Raw genomic sequence first — 20,016 nt, 5'->3', positions numbered from 1 at the left:
CGAGGCGGGCACCTTACGTCAGGAAACGGCCCGGAACCGAGGAAACTCCACGGTTCCGGGTCTTTTCGTGATCCAATCTCCCCCAGGATGTGACCTATCTCGCTCACCCGACACATCGGTGCAGGTCAGCGCAGGCCAGTGCGGTCCGCGACGACACCCCAAGGCTAAAGTCCTGTCCGTTTCGTGACGTTACGCACTGACAGCTGCTTAGTCCGCCCTTCAAGCTGATGTAGGAAGTCGGGGGTCGACTTTGAACCGGGAGTACGTCAGTGAGCGCCATGCCGATCGCCCTGCTGCTCACCACGGCCGCCACCGGCGCCGTGGGCGTCGCCGTCCTGCGCACCGTTCTGAAGCTGCGCCGCCAGCTGGCGGAGCTGCAGACCCAGCTCGCCGAGAACCAGTCGGCCGCCATGCGCGCACTGCTGCCCAACGCCCGCAGCGGCACCGACGCCGACCAGATACGCGCCGCCGTGGCCGAGGCGCTCGCCGAGGAGCGGGAGCGGGAGCTGGCCGAGGCGCGTGCCTTCTGGGCCGCGCAGGAGGCCCGTGACGCCTCCGACACCCCGACCCTGCTCGGCCTGCCGGACACCGAGCTGTTCCTGCCCCGGCAGACCGACTTCGCCGGCCTGGAGCCGGTGACCGAGCCGACCGCCGACGCCGACGAGTTCGCCGGGGAGTCCCCGGAACTGGCCGCGGCCCGCCGCCGTCACCCCTCGCACCCCGACTTCGTCCCGGTGCAGTCGTCGGCGGTGAACGACCACGAGCGCACGGTGACCACGCTGGAGCAGCTGGCCGCCGACCGCGTCGAGCTCTCCGACGTCCGCCCCGGTCCCCTCGGCACCCTCGACGTCTACGTCTTCGCCGACGGCACCACCCTGTGCATGACCCCCGGCCACCGCGAGACCGCCGAACGCCTGGCGGCAGCGGTGGACGCGGGCGAGGCCCCGTACCTGCTCGGCGGTTCCGGCATCTCGGGCGCCTACACCCTCACCTTCGCCTACGGCGAGGACGACCAGAACATGGTCTACATCCTGGCGGACAGGGTCATCGCGTCCCTGTAGAGAGCGGCGCTCAGACCCCCGCCCGCTGACGCGCCTCCTCGACCACCCGGACCGCTTCGGCGACTTCGTCGTCGCTCCGCAACACGACCGCCAAGTCGTGTGCGGCCACCAGAATCTGATCGGCCGCGGCGAACATCCCGGCGTCCGGCATCTGGCGAGGCTCGCTCCCGGGCTCCTCGACGGCCTGGGCGCGCCGGGCCAACTCCCTGGCCAGTTCGAGAGCCTCGGCCGCGGCACCCCGCTGAAGCCTGCTCTGCGGCGCCGCGCGCAACCTGTCGGCGAAGTGATCCACTGCTCGGGTCAAGGGCGTCGTATCAACCACGCGCCGAGCGTAACGTGCCGCACTGTTGCCAATACGCGAACGCTCAGGCACGGTGACGTGAAGGACCGGCTTACATCCCCTTTGCGTTCGGAGGCGCCGATGTCCCAGCTCTTCTCGGAGGAGACCCACCGCAATCTGCTCGCCCGCATCCCCCACTGCACCGGTCGCGAAGTCTCCGACTGGCTGCGCACCGTTGAAGAAGGCCCCGCCCTGTTCCGCTTCGAGGAGAAGGTCAGCTGGCTCCGGCACGAGTACGACCTCGCGTACGGCCACGCGAAGGCGATCGTCCACGAGTACGACCTGAGGAGGGCAGCACGGAAGCTGCTCTAGCCGCCGCTCAGGACGGCGAAGGGCCCCGGGTCGGAACCCGGGGCCCTCCTCATGACCGCGCAGACGCTAGTCGTTGTTGGTGAAGATCGCCACCAGCCGCAGCATCTCCAGGTAGATCCACACCAGGGTCACGGTGAGACCGAACGCGGCGAGCCAGGACTCGTTGCGCGGGGCGCCGTAGGCGATGCCGTCCTCGATCTGCTTGAAGTCGAGGGTCAGGAAGAACGCGCCGAGCACGATGGCGACGATGCTGACGAGCGCACCGAGCGGGCCGAAGCTGCGCAGGCCGCCGTTCTCGGCGACGCCGAACACGACCAGCAGCAGGTTGACCGCCATGACCACCAGGAACGCCATGGCGATGGCCATGCCGATGCGGGCGTAGCGGGCGGTGACGCGGATCCAGCCGGCCTTGTAGACGAGCAGGGTCGCGGCCGAGACCGCCATGGTGCCGAGCACCGCCTGGAAGGGGGCGCCGCTCCAGCGGCTGTTGTACATCTCGCTGATGACGCCGAGGAAGACGCCCTCGAAGGCGGCGTACCCGAGGATCAGCGCGGGCGACGGGGTCCGCTTGAAGTTCTGGACCATCGCCAGGACGAACGCGACGATCGCGGAGCCGATCGCCAGGCCGTAGCTGGTCGCCGTCACCGGCAGCAGCGCCCAGGCGAGGACGGCGCCGACGGCGACCGTGCCGAGCGTGATGGCCGAGCGGACGACGACGTCGTCCATCGTCATCCGGTCGGTGGTGACCGGGGCCTGCGGCGGGGCGCCGACGCCCTGCTGCGCGTACGGGTTCTGGGCGTAGGGGTTCTGCGCGTACGGGTTGCCCTGTGCATACCCGGCCTGCGGTGCGGTGTTGAAGCCGGCGTAGCCGTTGTCGCGGCTGAACCCCCGTCGCGAGAAGACCGGGTTACTGCTCCTCATTTCACTCCTCCATGGCTGCCGTGCGCAGCCTTGGCTCAAGAGTAATGGATTGGCAAAGGACCGACCATGATACCTGAGGAGGATCTTTCCCCTGCCGTGCTCGCCAACACGCTACGCGCACCGGTGATTCCCGGCCATGGGTGATCGGGTTCCATGACGAACCTGCTACCTCGCCGAGACGTGCCGCTAACCCAGCGGGAATCCGGTGTACGCCTCGGCCAGGTCGGTCTCGGCCGCGCGGGAGGAGGCGATCCGCTCCAGCCGGGCCCGCTGGAGGCGGGCGTCGAAGGGCGTGGCGTCCGGGGCCGGATGGAGCATCGTCGTCATGTCGTAGGAGAACCGTTCGGCCTGCCAGACGCGGTGCAGGCAGGTCGCGGAGTAGGCGTCGAGGAGGTCCGCCGAGCCGGTCTCCTTCTCGTGGACGAGGGCGCGGGCGAGGGTGACGACGTCACCGACGGCGAGGTTCAGCCCTTTGGCTCCGGTCGGCGGGACGATGTGAGCGGAGTCACCGGCGAGGAAGAGCCGGCCGTGGCGCATCGGCTCGTGCACGAAGGAGCGCATGGGCGTGACCGACTTCTGGGTGATGGGGCCGCGCTCCAGCCGCCAGTCGTCGTCCGTCTCGCATCGGCGTTCCAGCTCCGTCCAGATCTCGTCGTCGGTCCAGTCGTCGGCGTTCGTGCCGGCGGGTACCTGGAGGTAGAGGCGGGAGACGAAGGATTCAACAGGGAGCGAAGCGCCTTCCTTGGAAGGGTGGTGGCGGGTGACGGGCGGGCGCATGGACAGGAGGGCGAAGCCGCGGTCGTGGCGGGCGTAGACGAGTTCGTCGTGGGAGGGCGCGACGTCGGCGAGGACGCCGAGCCAGGCGTAGGGGTACGTCCGTTCGAACACGTGGGACAGGGCGGCCGGGAAGGCCGCCCGGGCCACCCCCCAGAAGCCGTCGCAGCCGACGGCGTAGTCGCACTCCAGCACGTCCTCGCGGCCCTGGTACCTGAACCGGATGCGCGGCCGGTCGCCGTCCGCGCCCTCCACCGCCAGCGCCTCCGCCTCGAACAGCAGCGGCCCGCCCTCCTTCAGCTGAAGGGCGATCAGGTCCTTGCAGACCTCGGTCTGGGCGTACACCGTCACCGACCGACCGCCGGTCAGGCCAGGGAGGTCGACGCGGTGGCGGCGCCGGTCGAAGCGCAGTTCGATGCCGTCGTGCCGCAGGCCCTCCTGGTCCATCCGCTCCCCGGCGCCGACCGCGCGCAGCACGTCGACCGTGCCCTGCTCCAGGATTCCGGCGCGCTGCCGATGTTCCACGTAGGCGCGGTCGCGGCTCTCCAGGACGACCGAATCGATGCCGGCGCGGTGCAGCAGCCGCGCGAGCAGCAGTCCGGCCGGTCCCGCTCCGATGATCCCGACGGTCGTGCGCATCGATTCGTCCCTTCGGGTCGACTCTACGGCGTTCGCGTGGTGAACTTTTGTTCACCAACTGCGCCCAGAGTCTGCGCCGGGGGCCGACCGATGTCAATGGGCCCATCGCGCCCCTGTAGGGGCGCGGGACCCTGTCGACAAGGGTTCAGTGACCCGGCCAGCCGTCCAGGTGGCGGTGCAGGGTGACGGTCGGCTGCGCCTCCGCCTTCGGCGCGTGGGCGACCGCGTCGCGCAGGACCGCGGTCACCTCGCCCGCCAGGCCGTCGACCCGGGTCCTCAGCTCGGCCGCGGGCAGCGTGGAGTGGGTCAGCGCGTCCAGCCGGCGGTGGATGTCGGCGAGCTGCTGCCGGGCGCCGTCGTCGAGGGTGAGCGGTGCCGGCGTGGAGACGACGAACTGGTAGGCACCGGCGAGGGTCTGGCAGCCGGTGCACTCCTTGTTGGCCGCGTCGCTGAGGTTCACGGCGTTCAGGTGCGTGTGCTCACCGGCGATCGTGACGATCTGGAAGGACAGCGCGACCGACCGGCAGTGGTCGTCGGCCGAGCAGCCGGCGGAGACCGCGTTGGCCTGGTTGCGCACCCCCGCCGCGTTGACGGTGCCGAACTGACGGATGGTGAAGGAGTCCTCGGCCCGCGTGTGATGGGCCCGGTCGGCGTGGCTGAAGACGTGGTCGGACGCGAAGGCCGCGTGCGCGGCGCCGGTCGCCGCCTGGGCCGGTACGGCGGTGGCCGCACCGGCGATTCCGGCCGCGAACAGGCCGAGGCCCAGGGCGCGGCGGGCGAGGGGGTGGTTGCTGGAGCGTGCCTTGCGATGGCTGCTCATTGGGGTCTCCGTACGTTGTTCGGGCGGCCCGGGAGGGCCGGACATGGCTGATGAGGCGTCAGGACGACGCCGGTGCGGGCGAGCCACCGGACGGTGCGGGCGTGGGGCTTGCGGTCGGTGACGCGGGGACGCTCTCCGACGGGGTCGGGGATGTCGGGGGGCCGGGGTCCGGGCTGCTGGGCGGGGTCGTGCTCGCGGTGGTGCCACCGGTGGAGGTCTCCGGCTGATGGGACTGCGAGCCGGTCGGCGCGCCCGGTGCCGGATCGGCCGCCGAGGACTGCGGCGCGGAGGCGGACGCGCTCATCGAGGTGTTCGGCGACGACCCGGCGCCCGACGCCGACGCGGACGCTGCCGGCACCGCCGAGGGCGACACGGAGGCGCCGCCGGTGCCGTACCCGCCGCGCCCGCCGGGCCCCGGAGTCGAGGCGTCCCGTGGCGAGGGCTCCTCGGTCGGCACCCCGGGCTGCAGGATCGGTGCGATCGGGGGCTTCTTCGGGAGCGGCTTCGGGGTCACCCCGGACACCCAGGCGTAGGAGAGCCCGGTCAGTCCGGCGAGGGCGAGCACGCACAGCGCGAGGCGCAGCCGGGGCCGTCCGGCGGTGGAGCGCTTCGCGGCCCGGAAGAGCCGGCCGCCGATCTTCACCGACAGATAGACGACGCCGGCCATCGGGCACAGCAGCATCACGCTGCCGATCACCCCGACGAGCCCGGCGACGATCTGTCCGTGTGCGAACGCCTCGCCGGTGCCGAGGAGTTGCTCGGTCAGCGAGCGGACCATCGTGGTGAGGATCCGGGGCAGGTTCCACAGCGCGTAGCCCATCTCGCCGATGATCAACGGCACCATCGTCAGCACCCAGCCGGCCACGATGGCGCGCGCGGACCTCTTCAGCCCGGCGACCTCCGCACGCGCCGCCCGGCCCTTCGCGCCCGGCACGAGCGAGAACAGGATCGGCCTGATCTTGCCGTAGAGATCGGGAACTCCGGCGAGGTCGCCGAGGATGTAGTAGCCGTCCAGGCGGACGGCCGGCATCAGCTGTTCCAGGATCTCGAAGTGCCCGAGGTAGACGGCGGCCAGGAAGAACTGCGCCCCGGTGGCGAAGTAGGCCCCGGCCATGGCCAGCATGAAGACGACGTTGAAGTACACCCCGCCGAGGTCCGTGCGGAGCCGGCCGGCCCGGGAGATCCGGTAGACGTCGGTGACGTCGGTGTACATCGACGGCCAGATGAGGAACAGCCCGCAGCCGATGCAGCCGGGCCGGGCACCGCCGTACCGGCAGGCGGAGGCGTGGCCGAACTCGTGGAAGACGAGCGAGGCCACGGTGAGGACGAAGACGATGAGGATCAGCACCGGCTGGTCCATGACCTCCAGCACCGGTTCGATCGCCCCGAAGAAGCCGAACAGCCAGACGTCCATCGCGAGCGCCGTGAGCAGCACGGCGGCGACCACGGCCGGGCGGTGCAGCCAGGCCAGGGCCCGCGCGATCCGCGCCGTACGGCGTTCGTCGAAGATCACCCGGTGGCCCTTGAGGGCGAGCAGCAGGTCGGAGCGCGGGGCGTCGACCTCGTCGTCCTCCTGGCCCTCGGGCACGCACACTCCGAGCGGTTCGAGCTTGTTCTCCACCAGGTAGCGGATGTTCTCGCCGCTCACCTCGCGGCCGTAGCGGGCGCTGACCCGGTGGGCGATCGTCTCGACGTCACGGACGCCGTCGACGGACGACGCCACCAGGTACAGCAGTCGCGACAGCTGGACGACCTGCCCGTCCCCCCGACGGGCGATGTACTTCGGTTCGGTGAAGCCCGAACCCTGGTACTCGCCGTGCAGCCGCAGTCCCGCGCTGAGCCGCGGGGCGGCCCGGACCGGCGTTCCGACGGCCGGCAGGCTGCCGGTCGTCACCTGTTCGTACGTCACCGGCCAGCCGCCGGGCCCGGGTACCGGACCGGTGTCGTACAGCGCGCTGGTGCCGTCGTCGAGCACCGTCATCTGTGGTCTCCCCCCACGTTCCCCCCGGAAAAGTCCGCGGGGACGGACCACCCGCACGCCCTGTGCCTGGTGCCCTCCGGGGCGCTCGGCGCGCCCCTTCGGGCGGGTGCGGTCCGTCCCCACGGCCGTGGTGCCGTTACTGCGTGACGGTGATCGTCTGCTGGGCCGACGACTCGGCGTCCGACCACGAGGAGTGGTCGTTCATGGCCGCCGACTCGTTGTGGGCGTTGATGTTCGCGACGTGCTTGGTCACGTTCACCGTCCGGCCGAAGCTGAACTTCAGCCGGCCCAGGGCCTCACGGCCCGGCAGCAGCTCCGCGGACTCGCCGTCCAGCTCGCGCATGTCCATGCTCATGGTGGTGGTTCCTTTCGTGGTGGTCGGGTCGGGTGCGCGCGGGCTACTGGCTGACGCTGATGGTCTGACCGGCGCCGGAGTCGGCCACGGACCACGAGGAGTGGTCGTTCAGGGCGGCGGACTCGTTGTGGGCGTTGATGTTCGCGATGTGCTTGGTCACGTTCACCGTGCGGCCGAAGCAGAACTTCAGGCGGCCGAGGGCCTCGCGGCCCGGCAGCAGCTCCGCGGACTCGGCGTCGAGCTCATGGGCGTTCAACATGGTCGATTCCCCCTTGGGAAACAGGCGGTTCCGGTCGGAGAGAGTCAGGTTCCCCCCGCACTCTGTCCAACTTGGTCGGACGGACTGTCCAACGAGATTGGACACTAGAGGCTCGCGGCACCGCTCCGCAACCCCGATCCGGTGAATCACCCTTTCGGCGGTCCCGCTACCCGACCGTAGAATCGGCGCCGACAGGCACGGTCAGGTAGAGCGGCGAGCAGGAAGTGGACTTCAGTGGCCAACGCACTGCAGCGGTTGATCCGTGAGCGTCTCGATGCCAAGGGCTGGTCCTACGGCGACGTGGCGCGGCGCGGCGCTGTACCCCGCTCCACCGTCCACCACCTGGCCACAGCCGACCGGGTCGTCCGCATGCCCCAGGCCACCACCCTGGAGGGCCTGGCCAAGGGCCTTCAGCTGCCACTGGACACCGTGCGCCGGGCGGCCGCCGAGGCCTGCGGCATCCACGTCTACGGCGGCCCGGCCGCCGTGGACGCCGACAGTACGGCCGCTCGCGCGACCGACCCCGAGGTGGAACTGCTCATCGCCAGCGTGCAGCAGCTGTCGGCCGAGGACCGCCGGCATGTCGCCGCCCTGGTCGAGTCCCTGCTGGGGCGCTCCGCGCCGTCGACGCCGGAGAAGTGACCGGAGTGCCCACTTCCGGGGCGCGCCGGAAAAATCATGCAACTTCGCCCGAACAGCCCCACATCCCCCGCTAGTCTCTCGTCCTGCCCGGGAAGCGAGAGCCGTGCTACGCGGGTCCTTTGGGGGGAACGTGTTGTTCGTGCATGGCGGGCCGGCCACCGCGGTGGTCCGGGGTCCCGCCGGTGAATCGGTCGTCCTGCTCTCCGGCGAACTGCCGGAGGTGCTCACCGAGGACGCGGTGACCGAACTGCTGGATCTGGCCGCCGCGATCCTGGACGCGGACGAGCTGGAGCTGTTCCACGTCTGCCTGCGCACCCTGCGCACGGACGGGCTCCGGGCGGGCCGGCGCATCGAGGTGGACGGTGCGGTCCTGACCGTGTACGAGGGGTGAGGAGCTGCGAGGTCCGGCAACTTCGTGTCGGAATTGCCCAATTGCCAGGTTTTGGTTGGTATTCTCCGGGCGTCAGTCAGCACGCGGCGAAAGAAGTCTGTCCATGCCATTCCACCCGGGGGAGCAGGTCAATTTCGGCGGTGAAACCGCCGTGGTGCTGGAAGACCGTGGTGACAGCGGCTACCTGATCTCCAGCGGTCACGCGCGACTGCCGATCGTGGTCCCCCGCCGCTCCCTCGAGAACGCGCGACGCCGACCGGCCGCCAAGCGGCTGTTCACCCCGAGCGTGCCGCATCTGCTCTCCGTGGACGACTTCCTCGACGACCCGGACGAGGTGCGCGAGATCGCGCTGAGCGCGGGCTACCACGCCGATCCGGAGCACTTCAAAGGGCTGCGCAGCGACCACCAGTACCTCTGGCCCGGCCTGCGCGAGGAGTTCTCACGGCTGCTCGGCACCCCGGTCACCGAGTGGCTCGGCCACAACGCCAACGGTGTCTTCCAGCAGACCGCGCACGACGATCCGCTGGTCTGGCACCACGATACGCAGAGCTACGCCGCCGCGATCTACCTGAACCCGAACCCGCCCGCCCATGCCGGCACCAGCTTCTGGCGCGACCGGACCCACGGCTGCCGGCGCGCGCCCAGCCATCCGAAGGAGCGGGCACGCCTGGGCAGCCCGGAGGCCGTGGAAGCCGCGCGCTCCACGGTCTACGACTCGTACAACTTCGTGCACGAGGACAACTGGGAGCTGGTCGAGTCGATCTCCGGCCAGTACAACCGGCTGGTGATCTGGGACGCGAAGCTCTTCCACTCGGCCACCTCCTACGAGCACTTCGCCGGCGAACACGGCACCCACCGTCTGGTGCAGCTCTTCTTCTTCGACATCGACGTCTGAGCGGGCCGGGTACCGGCCAGGGTGCGCTCGAAGAAGACGCCGCTCTCTGCGTCACCGAGCGATACGGCCGCGCCACGTCAGCGGGCCACTGTCGGAGCACTCCCGAGGGTGGCCCGCGCCCTGCGATGCAGACGAGGTGGTGCCCGGAGCCGGACTTGAACCGGCACGCCCGCGAAGGGGCAGCGAGGTTTAAGCCTCCTGGATGCCAACCTTGTTCGATTCATTGGCGTTCGCCGCAGGGAGCCCTCTCCGGGATGTTCGAATTCGGATGGCCACGTACGGCGGTGAACTGCCACCGGTGCTGCAACCACCGGGACAGGCTTGGCCGCCTCACGCAGGCCGCGCGCCGATCACTCACCGTGCTCGCCACGGTTCCACGTGATGACATCTTTCCCGTTGGGCATAGCCGCCTGGAACGCCCCAGGTGTGCAGCACGCCGGTGAAGCGCAGGCGCCACAGCGGTTGGCTCTCCCCACCGGGCAACTCGGCTGCCACGCCCTCGCCGGCCTGCTGCCCGAACCGCTCGATCGACCAAGCCGACGGCTCTACCGGATCCCCACCCCACACGGACATGCAGCATCCCCCTCCGTCCAATCACCCCGCCTTTCAACTGTGTGGCAGGTACACGAAGGGCGCACAAGCGATCAATCAGGCCAAGACGGGTGCATCGGTGTCACTTCCTCAGAACAGCCACAACTGATCACAGGCGGCTGTTACCTGCGGCCGCCGAATCGATCAACGCCCTGACCTGCTGCCGAGCTGTCGACACCTGACGGCGTTGGTTACCGCTCAGCGCCCTTCCGCGGCCCGAGGACGGCCCGGGAGGGTGCTCGTGCGTGAGCACCGCATTAGGAGAGAGGCTGGGGCGCCTTGCCGCCTGGCATCGTCGGCGCGCAGGGGGCGGCGTCCAAGGGGCGGCGCTGTCTGGTGTGGGCTTGGTTGGCGTCGGGGTGTTCAGTCAAGGGCTGCGAGGTGGTCGGCGGCGCCTCCGCGCCACTCGATCATGAAAAGGGTGGCGTCGTCGCTGGTGTGCCCGTCTCGTTCCTTCTTCAGCATGTGGGAGAGCCGTCGCAGATCCGCCCGTACTCCCTCGGACGGCTCCTCTCCCAGGCGGTTGACGCAGCGGGTGAGGCGTTCTTCGCCGAAGAGCTCCCCGCCAGAGACGTGCTCTTCGATGATGCCGTCGGTGTAGTACAGCACGCGGTCGCCTCGCTGGAGGGTGTGCTCTCTGATCCGGGGTACCTCTCCGCCGAAGCCGACGGGCAGTGTCGTCGCGCTCTCCAGTTGCTGTACCACCCGGCCGTCGCGGATCAGCAGTGGGGCGGGGTGGCCCGCGTTGACCAGCTTCATCTCACCGGTGGCGATGTTGAGGTGCATCAGCTGCGCCGTGACGAAGTGGTCGGGGCCGAACTGCCGGGAGATGGCATCGTCCATGAACGCGTACTTCTCGGCCAGGTCGATGAACACGCGCCGGGCGTGTCGGTAGGCGCCGATGGCCACGGTTGCCATCGTGGCGGCGTCCAGGCCGTGTCCCATCGCGTCGATCAGGGCGGCATGCAGGATGTCGTCGTTGAGGGCGTAGTCGAAGCTGTCGCCGGCCACGCGGTAGGCGGGCTCCAGGATGCCGGCCACCTCGAACTGCGGCACGGACATCGACAGTGGCGGCAGCAGGCTCCACTGGATCTCGGCGGCCACGTTCATCGGCTCCCGGCGCCGGGCCTGGAAGAACTGGTCGGTGTAGGCGTTCTTGGTGACCAGCAGGTCGGCGACCAGGCCGGCGAGCCTGCGCAGCAGGCGCCGGTCGTCGTCGCCGACGGCATCCATGGTGAGGGCCATCACGCCCACCTGGTCGCTGCCGTCCAGCAGCGGGAGGTACATCCGGACGCTGTGGGCCTGTGGCACCTCGACGACCTGCCCGCGCAAGAAGGCCCGGCCGGCGGGGGAGTCCATTACCGGCTGGGGCTGGCTGACGTGCAGGTTTCTGCCCGGTAGCGGCACCAGCAGCTCCTGCGCGTAGTCCTGGAGCAGGATGGAGACGTCACGGCCCCCGATCCTGGCCACCTCCTCCGCGATCAGCGGGGCGATCAGCTGCGGCGGCAAATGCGGCGCTCTGTCCAGCAGTACGCCGAGCAGCCGCTCGCCGAAACCCTCCGAGCGGTCCTCCGGGATCTCCTCGCCCATGGCCCGGTTAACCATCTCCTGCCTGCCCTCACCTCGGTCACCACCTGTGCACAACGTGACCTGGGAAGCTCGCCCGAGCGGCTTATTACGCCATGCGTGGCATGTCGGCCCAAGCCGATGCCAAGCCCCTGGTTCCGGGCCTGGTGCAGAGTCTGACCGGGCCGTTCAACGGTGAGCCCCGGTAGAAGAGTGCGGCAGAGATGGGCCGACTGGCCCATTGCGCGGAGAGACGGACGGCATCTGATCCGGGACCGGTCGCCCCTGTTGCCAGCTTGCCGGTCGGATGAGGCTGCCGGTAAGGGCGCGATTGGAGGTGCGCCATGGGCGGTGATGACCGACGGGGGAGGAAGCTGCGGAGCTGAGAATGTCCCTGGACCGCCTCGACGGCTGGACGGTTGCCAGCCTGGCAGGCGAGATCGACATCCTGACCGCGTCGAGACTGCGCGCACACCTGGCAGAGCTTGTGGTCAACCACGGTGGGCCGCCTCGGGTGATCATCGACCTCGGCGACGTGACCTTCTGCGACGCGCTCGGGCTGGGCGTGCTCATTGGCGTACACCATGCAGCCGCCCGGCACGGGGTCTGGTGGTCCCGCAGGGGATCGTGCGCAAAGTACTGCGCACGACGCGCCCCACTCACGACCTTGAGGTGCACGACACTCTGCGCGATGCCGTCGTAGCCGGCGTGCGTACGTTACAGAGCGGGCGGCGTAGCGACTTTGGCCGGGAGTTTCAATGACCCAGTCAAGTGCCGCTGCTCGGGTCCTGGAGCACTAGTTTGGAAGATCGCGTACGCGCGTGGGAGCTCACCTGGCGAGACGGTGACCTGCGCGTTTGTGGGGTGCCCGCTGATATTCCCGCTGTTCCCCATTGTTGCCCGACCGAACGGGCACGCATAGGGCACGCCGGTCACGCCTCAGACTCTTGCCACCAGTTCAGCGGCTCTCCGTCCGGTCCGAACACATTACTGAAGCCCCACTCGACCAGCACGCTCACGCCTGCTGCCCACGTTTCCATCACGGCCTCGACCGCGGGGAATCCGGCAGCGGCCGGCACCGTCACCACGATGAACCGCCGGTCGGCAGGCGCCTCCACCAGTCCGCCCAGGGAGAGGAAGGCCCCGATCAGGGACTCCAGCGACTCAGCAGCAAAGGGAGGCTCGCCGAATGCTTGGATGCAGAGGTTCGGGCCTCGCCGCTCGACCTGGAACAGGCCATCAGCATTGATCTTCAGCAGGTCCCCCGCCGCGCAGCCCTCGACCATGCCAGGGCTACCCAACAGTTCATAGCTGCCAGGACCGACCGCCCGGGCAGGAAGCGTCTCGAACACTGGCCTGCCGGAACTGGCAATGCCAGCCTGGAGTGCCACATGGCAACGGTTGGAGTCCGCTGGGCTCTCGATGCTCATTCCAGCATGCTCGCAGAGGCTGTCCGAGTCGGAGAGTTCAGCCCCCATCGCAGAGCATCTGTCCGGTCCGCCACTACCGGACGTTCCTCAACACTGCTTTGCTGATGGGCGCTTGCGCCTACACCCAAGCCACCATTGCTCACCAGGGGAAGGGTTGTCCTCGGCTGTCGTCATCTGTCGTCGTCGGCCGCCCCCGGACGGCCCACAGGCGGCCCCAGGGATACCCCCGGGGCCGCTAGTGGTTCCCGTTGCTGGGCCCCCTCGATGCGAACTATCGGCCACGCGGTTATTGCGGTCCAGGAGGCTGATCATGGGGCTATGGAGAGCCATTGCTAGTTAGCAGCGGTCGTGGTGGTGCTGTACTTCGCTGCTGCACAGCAACCACCGCCGCATTCGTGGAGAGCTGCTGGTCAGCCGCAGCTACAGCCCGTTGCCGCCGCTGTCGCCTCAGTGGCCTGGCTTGCAGCAGCAGTCGCCGGTGACGTCAGGGGCGGCGCTCTTGCCGAGGGTGTCGGCGTCGGCCTTCACGAGGTAGACCTCCCAGGGCTCCTGGCCGGGTCCGTGCACCCAGCCTTGTCCTAGAGGGCGTAGCAGCAGGAGGTGTCGTTCTCCTCGAAGGTGGCCAGTCCGGCGCTCTTCAACCGGTCGGTGGCTGCGTTGACCTGCTCGGTGGACTCGACCTCCACGCCGAGGTGGTCAAGGCGGGTCTCCTGCCCGGGCCCCGCCTGGAGCCGACCTGCGGGCCCCGGTCGGCGGTGCAGCCGGGCCCGGGCGGCGGCCGACGCCGTCGGCCGGCCCCCGGTCAGTCCGTGCGCTGCTGCGATTCGGACTGCTCGGTGCCGCTCGCGGTGAGAGCCTTGCGCGCGGCCTGCAGCAGTTCTTCGGAGAGCGGGTTGCCCCGGGTGGCGCGGGCGAGGACGAGGGCACCGACCATAGTGCAGAGTTGGGCCATGCCGTCGTCGTCGCCGGTGGCCAGCCGAGCGGCGCGGTTCCGTACCCCGTTGATGTAGACGTGGCGGGCGCGGGCGGCCTGGTCGGGCTCGCGCCCCAGGTCAGCGGCGAATCCGGAGACGGGGCAGCCGTCCCCGGCGTGATCGCGGTGCCAGACCGAGAGGTAGTCCTCGATCAGCGTCCGGCGGGCGGCCTCGTGCTCCTCGAGCGCCACCGCCGAGTGTGCGGCCTGCTCGGCGAAGGCGTGGGCGATGGCCTCGTCGACCAGGTCCTCCTTGGAGGCGAACTGCTTGTGGAACCCGCCGTGGGTGAGCCCGGCGACCTTCATCAGGTCGGCGATGCTGACCGCGGTGCCTTTCTCGCGGAACATCCGGGAGGCGGTGGCTACGACGCGCTGCCGGTTCTCCTGTGCTTGCGCCCGAGACACGCGGCCCATGGAATCACTCTCCTCAGTTGGATGTCGCTTGCCATCTATCCTAGCCTCCGTTTAGATTGATGACGACATCTATTTGAGGTCGCTGAGATCACCCGGCAGGTCAAGCAAGCCCTTGCGCTGCTTCCCACAGGCCGACGGCCTCCGCCCCGCAATCGCAGAACCACCGACAGCACTGGAGACCCCTGTGCCATCACCACCCACCCCCACCGACTCCTCGACGCCCGCGGGGCCCACGCCACCCGTGCCGCCTGCCCAGCGACGAAGCGTTTCCGAGGCGGTCCACCGCCGGCGCTGGGCCATCCTGACCGTGCTCTGTTCCAGCCTCCTGGTGGTGATGCTGGACAACTCGATCCTCAACGTGGCGACGAAGACCATCGCCCAACCCGCTCCGACCGGACTCGGCTCCACCCAGAGCCAGCTGGAGTGGGCGATCAACTCCTACACGCTGGTCTTCGCCGGACTGCTCTTCACCGCGGGTCTGCTCGGTGACCGGCTCGGCCGCAAGAAGGTGCTGCTCTTCGGCATGCTGGTGTTCGGCGCGGGATCGGCGCTGTCCGCGATGTCGGACTCCTCCGGGCAGCTCATCGCCTTCCGCGCTGTGATGGGCTTCGGCGGCGCCTTCATCCTGCCCGCCACCCTCGCGATCATCATGAACGTCTTCGAGCGCGAGGAGCAGCCCAAGGCCATCGGCATCTGGACCAGTGTGGTCGGTTTCGCTATCGCCCTCGGCCCCATCGCCGGCGGCATCCTGCTGCAGCACTTTTGGTGGGGCTCGGTCTTCCTGGTCAACGTGCCCATCGTGGTAGCCGCGGTGAGCGCGATGGTGGCGATCGTCCCCGACTCGAAGAACCCCAAGCCCGGCAAGCTCGACCCGGTCGGCGTCGTGCTCTCGATCGTTGGCCTGGTCTCGCTGATCTACGGCATCATCAAGGGCGGCCAGGAGGGCGACTTCACTGTGGCCCAGTCCTGGGGCCCGATCGTGGCCGGCCTGGCGGTCCTAGGGGTCTTCGTCGCCTATCAGCGCAGCAGCGACCATCCGGCCCTCGACGTCACCTGGTTCCGCAACCGGCGGTTCTCCGCGTCCGTCGCCGCCATCGGTCTGGTCTTCTTCGCCCTCATGGGCGTCACGTTCTTCAGCGTCTTCTACAACCAGAGCGTTCGGGGCTACAGCGTCCTGCAGTCCGGTCTGCTCGTGCTGCCGCTGGCCGCCTCCCAGATGTTCTTCGCCCCGCGGGCCCGGCTGGTCGTCGACCGCTTCGGTGCCCGAGCCGTGTGCGCCGGCGGCCTCGTCGTGACCGCGGTGGCCTTCGCAGGCTTCCTGCTGCTCGGCCAGGACACCCCCATCTGGGTGCTGGAGGTGCTGTTCTTCCTGATGGGTACGGGGATGGCGCATGTGATGCCGCCCGTCACCGTCATGATCATGTCGTCGCTGCCGCGGGAGAAGGCCGGCTCCGGATCCGCGATCAACAACACCTTCCGGCAGGTCGGCGGGGCCTTGGGGGTCGCCATGCTGGGGGCGTTGCTGTCCACCACCTACCGCAGCGGCATAGACGGCCACCTGGGCGTACTGCCCGCCTCCGACCGGCACGCCGCAGGTGAATCCGTTGAGGCAACCCTGGCCGTCGCCGAGAAGCTGGGACCGACCGGCAAGGCGTTGGTGCAGCCCGCGCACGACGCCTTCATCCATGCCATGCACATCACAGCGATAGGGTCGGCTGCCGTCGCCCTGGTCGGCGCGGTCGTCGTGCTGCTCTTCCTGCCGCGCAAGGACGCCGCCGTGGCTGCCAGCGGTGATAAGCCCGAACGCCAGACCGTAGGGGCCCAAGGGTGATCACGAATCATCCCCGCGAGACACCGGAGGCGACCGCCTGCCGGGGACGCCCCCGCAGTGCCGCCGCCGACACCGCCATCATCGAGAGCGTGCTGCGGCTGCTCGAGGAGGGCGCCACGATAGGCGAGCTCACCATGGAGGGCGTCGCCCGCAGCGCCGGCGTCGGCAAGGCCACCATCTACCGGCGGTGGCCCGGCAAAGGCGCCCTGCTCATGGATGTCTTGAGGACTCTGGACGAGCCTACGCCGGAGCTGCCGGGCCGCAGAGTGTGGGATGAACTGGCCCTGCTCGTCGAGTTCGTCCGGCGATGCGGGCTGGCCAAGCGGGACTCCGCCGTGCTGCGCAACGTGATGCTGCAGTTCCTATGCGCCCGAGCTGCGGCAGCTCTACCGCGACACCGTCATCCTGGTCCGCCGGACCCAGGTCCTCGAGGTGCTGCAGCGCGGCATCGACATCGGGGAGATCCGCGGCGACGTCGATCTGGAGCTGCTCGGCGGTCTGATCGTGGGGTCGATGCTCTCGCGCGCGACGCTGCGGCCGGGTTCCTCGCTGGAAGAGGGGCTGTCCGAGCGGATGGTCGACACGGTGCTCGAAGGAGTGCGCCCGCGCGGGTGAGGCCTGTGCCGACTTCGGTGCCGCTGACCTCCTCCGCCCGCCAATCACACAACCACCGACAGCACTGGAGGCCCCTGTGAAATCGCCACCCGGATCAGCGGAGACATCGCCGGGGCCAACGCCTTGCTGACAGCTCCACCGACGATCTGATCACACCTCAACTCAGATATTCCATTACTCCGAAGGAGATCGACTGATGATTGCCAGCAACCTTGTTCTTATCCCTGGTGCCGGCGGCGTGGGCCGTACGGTCTTCGAGCACTTGCGTGCTCAGGATGTGCCGGTGCGTTTCATGGTCCGTCGCGAGGACGAGCGTGCGGCTGAGCTGCGGGCGCTCGGCGCGGAGGTCGTCATCGGTGACCTGACGCGGCCCGAGACGGTAGCGGCCGCGCTGCAAGGCGTGGCGCGGATGTACTTCGCGATGCGCGTGTCGCCGGACCACCTGCTGGCGGCGACCGTGGTGGCCTCCGTTGCCAGGGAGTACGCGAAGCTGGAGGCCCTAGTCGACCTGTCGCAGATGACGGTGTCGCAGATGACCGCCACCAGCACCGAAGAATCGCACCAGCAGCGGCTGCACTGGCTGGCGGAGCAAGTCTTCAACTGGTCGGGTCTGCCGGTGGTGCACATCCGGCCGACGGCGTTCCTGGACACTCCGCTGTTCACCACGATGGCGGCACGGTCGATTCAGGAGAATGGCACGATCGCGCTGCCGTTCGGCACCGGACGCACCTCGCCGGTCGCCGTGGACGACGTCGCCAGGGTCATCGCCACCGTGCTCCGCGACCCGGCTCCGCACATCGGGCAGGTCTACGAGTTGACCGGGCCGCGCTCGGTCGACATGACGGAGCTGGCCGCGGAATTCTCTCGGGCGCTGGGCCGTCCGGTGTCCTACGTGGACGTACCTCCGGAAAGGTGGGAGGCCCAGCTCCCAAAGCTGGGAATGCCGCCGCACCTCGAACAGCACGTCGCCACCATGGCCCAGCTGCACCGGGACAACCGTTACGACCGCACCGTCGACGGCGTCGAGCGAGTGACGGGCATCCCCGCCCAGTCGATCGAGGCGTTCGTGGCCGCCCGCAGGGACTTCTACCTGGGCTGAGCCGCGTCCGATAGCGGGGGAGAGCGCGATGTGCAGCGCTCGCTGACGTGCCTCGCCCATGGGGACTCCACCGACCTCGCTCGGATTCGCTGTCTCAGTGGCGCCAGACAGAACCGGTGCAAAGGCGCCGGAGCTGGCGGAAAGGTGCCGGACCCGGCGACGGCGTATCGTCATTGTGTACGAGTTCCCTCGCACAACGAGGTCGGTCAGATGGGCACCCTGCAGGGGGCATCCTCCGTCCGTACCTCGGGCCCCTCCGGCGGCCCGGCTGCGTTCGTGGTGGACGCCCGAGGAGTGGTGTCCGCGTGGAGTCCGACGGCCGAACGTCTGTTGGGCTACGAGACGGCTGAGGTCGTAGGCCGGCCGGTTGCTGAGCTTTGGCCAGTGATCCCCTGGGACGCTCCCCAGCAGCTTTCGTCAGCCCTTGAGGCCGGCACCCCCGGGCCTACTGCCGTCCTCACGCATCGGCAGGGCCATCCTGTGCCCGTCACACTCGCGGCCTATCCCGTGACATCGGTCGTACCCGGCAGCGAGGGGACGGTGATCCTGGTGACTGCCGTTTCGCTGCCGACGGCGGTCCAAGACTGGCTTCACCACCGCGAGCGCATCGCAGCGGGTGCCCTGAGAAGCCGCATGGAGCCCGCTGATGCACCTGACCACAGCGCGGCTTGGATCACTCGCTCGTACGTACCCGCGCGTGGCGGCACGGGTGTGAATGGCGCCTGGGCTGATGTAATCCCGCTGTCCAGTGCGCGTGTCGCTCTTGTGGTCTCCGATGTCCCAGCCTCTGGCATGCAGGCCACCGTGTGCATCGGACTGATCGGCGCCGCCGTCCGCGCCCTGGCGGAGCTGGATCTCGCACCTGAGGAAGTGCTTGCTCGGCTGGACGACATCGTGTCGCGCTTTACCGCAGGCCAGGGCAACAAGTGGTCTCTGCCGTTCGTGGAACGATTGGTCGGCGCGACGTACCTCTACGCGGTGTATGACCCCATCGCGCACCGGTGCGTCATGGCGAGCGCTGGACACCCCCCGCCCGCGGTCGCCGATCCGGACGGATCTGTCCACGTCCCCGAGCTCCCCAGCAACAGGCCCCTGGGCATGGGCGAGCCTGTCTTCGAGTCGCTCGACCTTGAGCTCGCCGAAGGCAGCACCCTCCTCTTCTACACCGGCGGTCTGGTGCGGGCATGCGGCACGGACGATGCCGTAGCTGGGCTACTCGGCAGAGCCATGCGTCAAAGCGGCCCGTCGATCAATGACGCCTGGCGGGTCACCGTCGACACCATGACGCCTCTCCTGGCGGCTGAGGACGATCTGGCGCTCCTGGTCGTTCGGACACGCGCGCTCAGCGGCGACCGAGTGGTTACCTGGGAGCTGCCAAGGGACCCAGCCGCCGTCGCCGGCATCCGCTCCCTTGTTCTACAACAGCTCGGTCAGTGGGACCTGGGGAACCTTGACTTCACCACGGAGCTGATTGCAAGCGAACTCGTCACCAACGCCATCCGCTACGGCCGTGAGCCGATGCAGCTGCGGCTGATCTACGACCGGATCCTGATCTGCGAGGTGTCCGACGGCACCAGCACCTCTCCGCACATCCGCCGGGCGAGTGCCACCGACGAAGGAGGACGCGGCTTGTTCCTCGTGGCCGACTGCGCGCAGCGCTGGGGTGTGCGCTACACCAACCAAGGCAAGACCATCTGGGCCGAACAAGCACTCATCACCGAAGCAACTCCTGAGCGGCCGTAGCACTATCTCCATCGAGCAGCGCCGGGATGCTACCTCCGGTCAGCCGAGCGGCCCACCCCAGGCCGAGCAGTTGGCCCCTCAACACCGTGCCCGCCTCTGTTCGGATGATGATGTCGACACCGGAGAGGGGCCAGTCGTCGTCGCGTTACGACCCCAACTGACCCGCTATGCCCTGCTATACGAATCCGTGAACACGCCCCGGACGGGGCCTCAGCGGGCGGCGGAGTCTTAGACGCCGTCTCATTTGGAGTGTTGGGTAATCTGCACCGTGTGGTGATGGTCGAACGCATGGTGCCGGACGGGTTGTGGGAGCTGTTCCAGCGGGTGGTCCCACCCGCTCCATCGCGGCCGCAGGGCGGCGGCC

The 20,016-nt window shown here is 69.0% G+C and carries 20 protein-coding genes and 2 pseudogenes; 11 read left to right on the top strand and 11 right to left on the bottom strand.

Translation table 11 applies throughout. The features are described 5' to 3' along the window. Positions 1–269: 269 nt before the first annotated feature. Positions 270–1,061, top strand: coding sequence for a hypothetical protein (locus ACZ5NH_RS36725; RefSeq protein ID WP_451551347.1), 792 nt, complete (start codon positions 270–272; stop codon positions 1,059–1,061). 10 nt (positions 1,062–1,071) lie between these two features. Here the strand turns inward: ACZ5NH_RS36725 and ACZ5NH_RS36720 are convergent, their stop codons facing one another. Continuing rightward, positions 1,072–1,383 (bottom strand): hypothetical protein, encoded by a 312-nt coding sequence (locus ACZ5NH_RS36720; RefSeq protein ID WP_388631932.1) that lies wholly within the window; start codon positions 1,381–1,383, stop codon positions 1,072–1,074. A 99-nt stretch (positions 1,384–1,482) separates the two neighbouring features. Between ACZ5NH_RS36720 and ACZ5NH_RS36715 the strand changes: the two genes are divergently transcribed. Continuing rightward, on the top strand, positions 1,483–1,713 hold the full coding sequence (locus tag ACZ5NH_RS36715) for a DUF4287 domain-containing protein (protein WP_020940491.1): 231 nt from the start codon (positions 1,483–1,485) through the stop codon (positions 1,711–1,713). Positions 1,714–1,779: 66 nt separating this feature from the next. Here the strand turns inward: ACZ5NH_RS36715 and ACZ5NH_RS36710 are convergent, their stop codons facing one another. The 6 genes from ACZ5NH_RS36710 to ACZ5NH_RS36685 form a co-directional block, all read right to left on the bottom strand. Further along, positions 1,780–2,634, bottom strand: a complete 855-nt coding sequence (locus ACZ5NH_RS36710; RefSeq protein ID WP_388631934.1) for a Bax inhibitor-1/YccA family protein — start codon at positions 2,632–2,634, stop codon at positions 1,780–1,782. A gap of 186 nt (positions 2,635–2,820) precedes the next feature. After that, positions 2,821–4,047: a 4-hydroxybenzoate 3-monooxygenase gene (locus tag ACZ5NH_RS36705; RefSeq protein ID WP_468781528.1), complete on the bottom strand. Its 1,227-nt coding sequence runs from the start codon at positions 4,045–4,047 to the stop codon at positions 2,821–2,823. A 145-nt stretch (positions 4,048–4,192) separates the two neighbouring features. Beyond that, positions 4,193–4,867, bottom strand: a complete 675-nt coding sequence (locus ACZ5NH_RS36700; RefSeq protein WP_450984036.1) for a hypothetical protein — start codon at positions 4,865–4,867, stop codon at positions 4,193–4,195. A 58-nt stretch (positions 4,868–4,925) separates the two neighbouring features. Further along, positions 4,926–6,848: a zinc metalloprotease gene (locus ACZ5NH_RS36695; protein WP_468781526.1), complete on the bottom strand. Its 1,923-nt coding sequence runs from the start codon at positions 6,846–6,848 to the stop codon at positions 4,926–4,928. 136 nt (positions 6,849–6,984) lie between these two features. After that, positions 6,985–7,203 carry a hypothetical protein gene (locus tag ACZ5NH_RS36690; RefSeq protein WP_388631945.1) on the bottom strand — a complete coding sequence of 73 codons (219 nt, stop codon included), beginning with the start codon at positions 7,201–7,203 and terminating at the stop codon, positions 6,985–6,987. 43 nt (positions 7,204–7,246) lie between these two features. Further along, on the bottom strand, positions 7,247–7,462 hold the full coding sequence (locus tag ACZ5NH_RS36685) for a hypothetical protein (RefSeq protein WP_388631947.1): 216 nt from the start codon (positions 7,460–7,462) through the stop codon (positions 7,247–7,249). Between the two features lie 234 nt (positions 7,463–7,696). On the opposite strand from ACZ5NH_RS36685, the gene ACZ5NH_RS36680 reads away from it, so the two are divergent. The 3 genes from ACZ5NH_RS36680 (at position 7,697) to ACZ5NH_RS36670 (ending at position 9,390) form a co-directional block, all read left to right on the top strand. Further along, the gene (locus ACZ5NH_RS36680; RefSeq protein ID WP_468781524.1) at positions 7,697–8,104 is read left to right on the top strand and encodes a helix-turn-helix domain-containing protein; all 408 of its coding nucleotides are present in this window, start codon (positions 7,697–7,699) and stop codon (positions 8,102–8,104) included. A 139-nt stretch (positions 8,105–8,243) separates the two neighbouring features. Continuing rightward, on the top strand, positions 8,244–8,495 hold the full coding sequence (locus ACZ5NH_RS36675) for a hypothetical protein (protein ID WP_468781522.1): 252 nt from the start codon (positions 8,244–8,246) through the stop codon (positions 8,493–8,495). A gap of 103 nt (positions 8,496–8,598) precedes the next feature. Then, on the top strand, positions 8,599–9,390 hold the full coding sequence (locus ACZ5NH_RS36670) for a DUF6445 family protein (RefSeq protein ID WP_468781520.1): 792 nt from the start codon (positions 8,599–8,601) through the stop codon (positions 9,388–9,390). 954 nt (positions 9,391–10,344) lie between these two features. Here ACZ5NH_RS36670 and ACZ5NH_RS36665 read toward each other — a convergent pair. Continuing rightward, positions 10,345–11,571 (bottom strand): PP2C family protein-serine/threonine phosphatase, encoded by a 1,227-nt coding sequence (locus tag ACZ5NH_RS36665; RefSeq protein ID WP_468781518.1) that lies wholly within the window; start codon positions 11,569–11,571, stop codon positions 10,345–10,347. A gap of 364 nt (positions 11,572–11,935) precedes the next feature. Here ACZ5NH_RS36665 and ACZ5NH_RS36660 point away from each other — a divergent pair, with 364 nt between their 5' ends. Further along, entirely contained in the window at positions 11,936–12,250 is a 315-nt protein-coding gene (locus tag ACZ5NH_RS36660; RefSeq protein WP_468781516.1) for an STAS domain-containing protein, read from the top strand. 229 nt (positions 12,251–12,479) lie between these two features. Here the strand turns inward: ACZ5NH_RS36660 and ACZ5NH_RS36655 are convergent, their stop codons facing one another. From ACZ5NH_RS36655 to ACZ5NH_RS36645, 3 genes and pseudogenes are all read right to left on the bottom strand, one after another. Continuing rightward, a complete protein-coding gene (locus ACZ5NH_RS36655; protein ID WP_468781514.1) occupies positions 12,480–12,977 on the bottom strand; it encodes a DUF4265 domain-containing protein in 498 nt (165 codons plus the stop codon). Between the two features lie 410 nt (positions 12,978–13,387). Then, positions 13,388–13,696, bottom strand: a pseudogene (locus ACZ5NH_RS36650) (glyoxalase/bleomycin resistance/dioxygenase family protein); the annotation flags it as partial. Positions 13,697–13,779: 83 nt separating this feature from the next. Next, positions 13,780–14,364 (bottom strand): TetR/AcrR family transcriptional regulator, encoded by a 585-nt coding sequence (locus tag ACZ5NH_RS36645; RefSeq protein ID WP_468781512.1) that lies wholly within the window; start codon positions 14,362–14,364, stop codon positions 13,780–13,782. A gap of 241 nt (positions 14,365–14,605) precedes the next feature. Here ACZ5NH_RS36645 and ACZ5NH_RS36640 point away from each other — a divergent pair, with 241 nt between their 5' ends. The 5 genes and pseudogenes from ACZ5NH_RS36640 to ACZ5NH_RS36620 form a co-directional block, all read left to right on the top strand. After that, the gene (locus ACZ5NH_RS36640; RefSeq protein WP_468781660.1) at positions 14,606–16,195 is read left to right on the top strand and encodes an MFS transporter; all 1,590 of its coding nucleotides are present in this window, start codon (positions 14,606–14,608) and stop codon (positions 16,193–16,195) included. A gap of 375 nt (positions 16,196–16,570) precedes the next feature. Then, entirely contained in the window at positions 16,571–16,810 is a 240-nt protein-coding gene (locus ACZ5NH_RS36635) for a TetR-like C-terminal domain-containing protein (RefSeq protein ID WP_468781658.1), read from the top strand. A gap of 196 nt (positions 16,811–17,006) precedes the next feature. Continuing rightward, on the top strand, positions 17,007–17,909 hold the full coding sequence (locus ACZ5NH_RS36630; protein WP_468781510.1) for an NmrA family NAD(P)-binding protein: 903 nt from the start codon (positions 17,007–17,009) through the stop codon (positions 17,907–17,909). Positions 17,910–18,119: 210 nt separating this feature from the next. Then, complete coding sequence (locus tag ACZ5NH_RS36625; protein ID WP_468781508.1) at positions 18,120–19,652, top strand: SpoIIE family protein phosphatase; 1,533 nt, start codon at positions 18,120–18,122, stop codon at positions 19,650–19,652. A gap of 276 nt (positions 19,653–19,928) precedes the next feature. After that, positions 19,929–20,016 (top strand): annotated as a pseudogene (locus ACZ5NH_RS36620) (IS5/IS1182 family transposase); the annotation flags it as partial.

It is taken from the genome of Streptomyces sp. NPDC031426 (assembly GCF_055581585.1).
The sequence above is the reverse complement of the archived record's forward strand: the minus strand, read 5'-3'. Positions and strand labels throughout refer to the sequence as shown.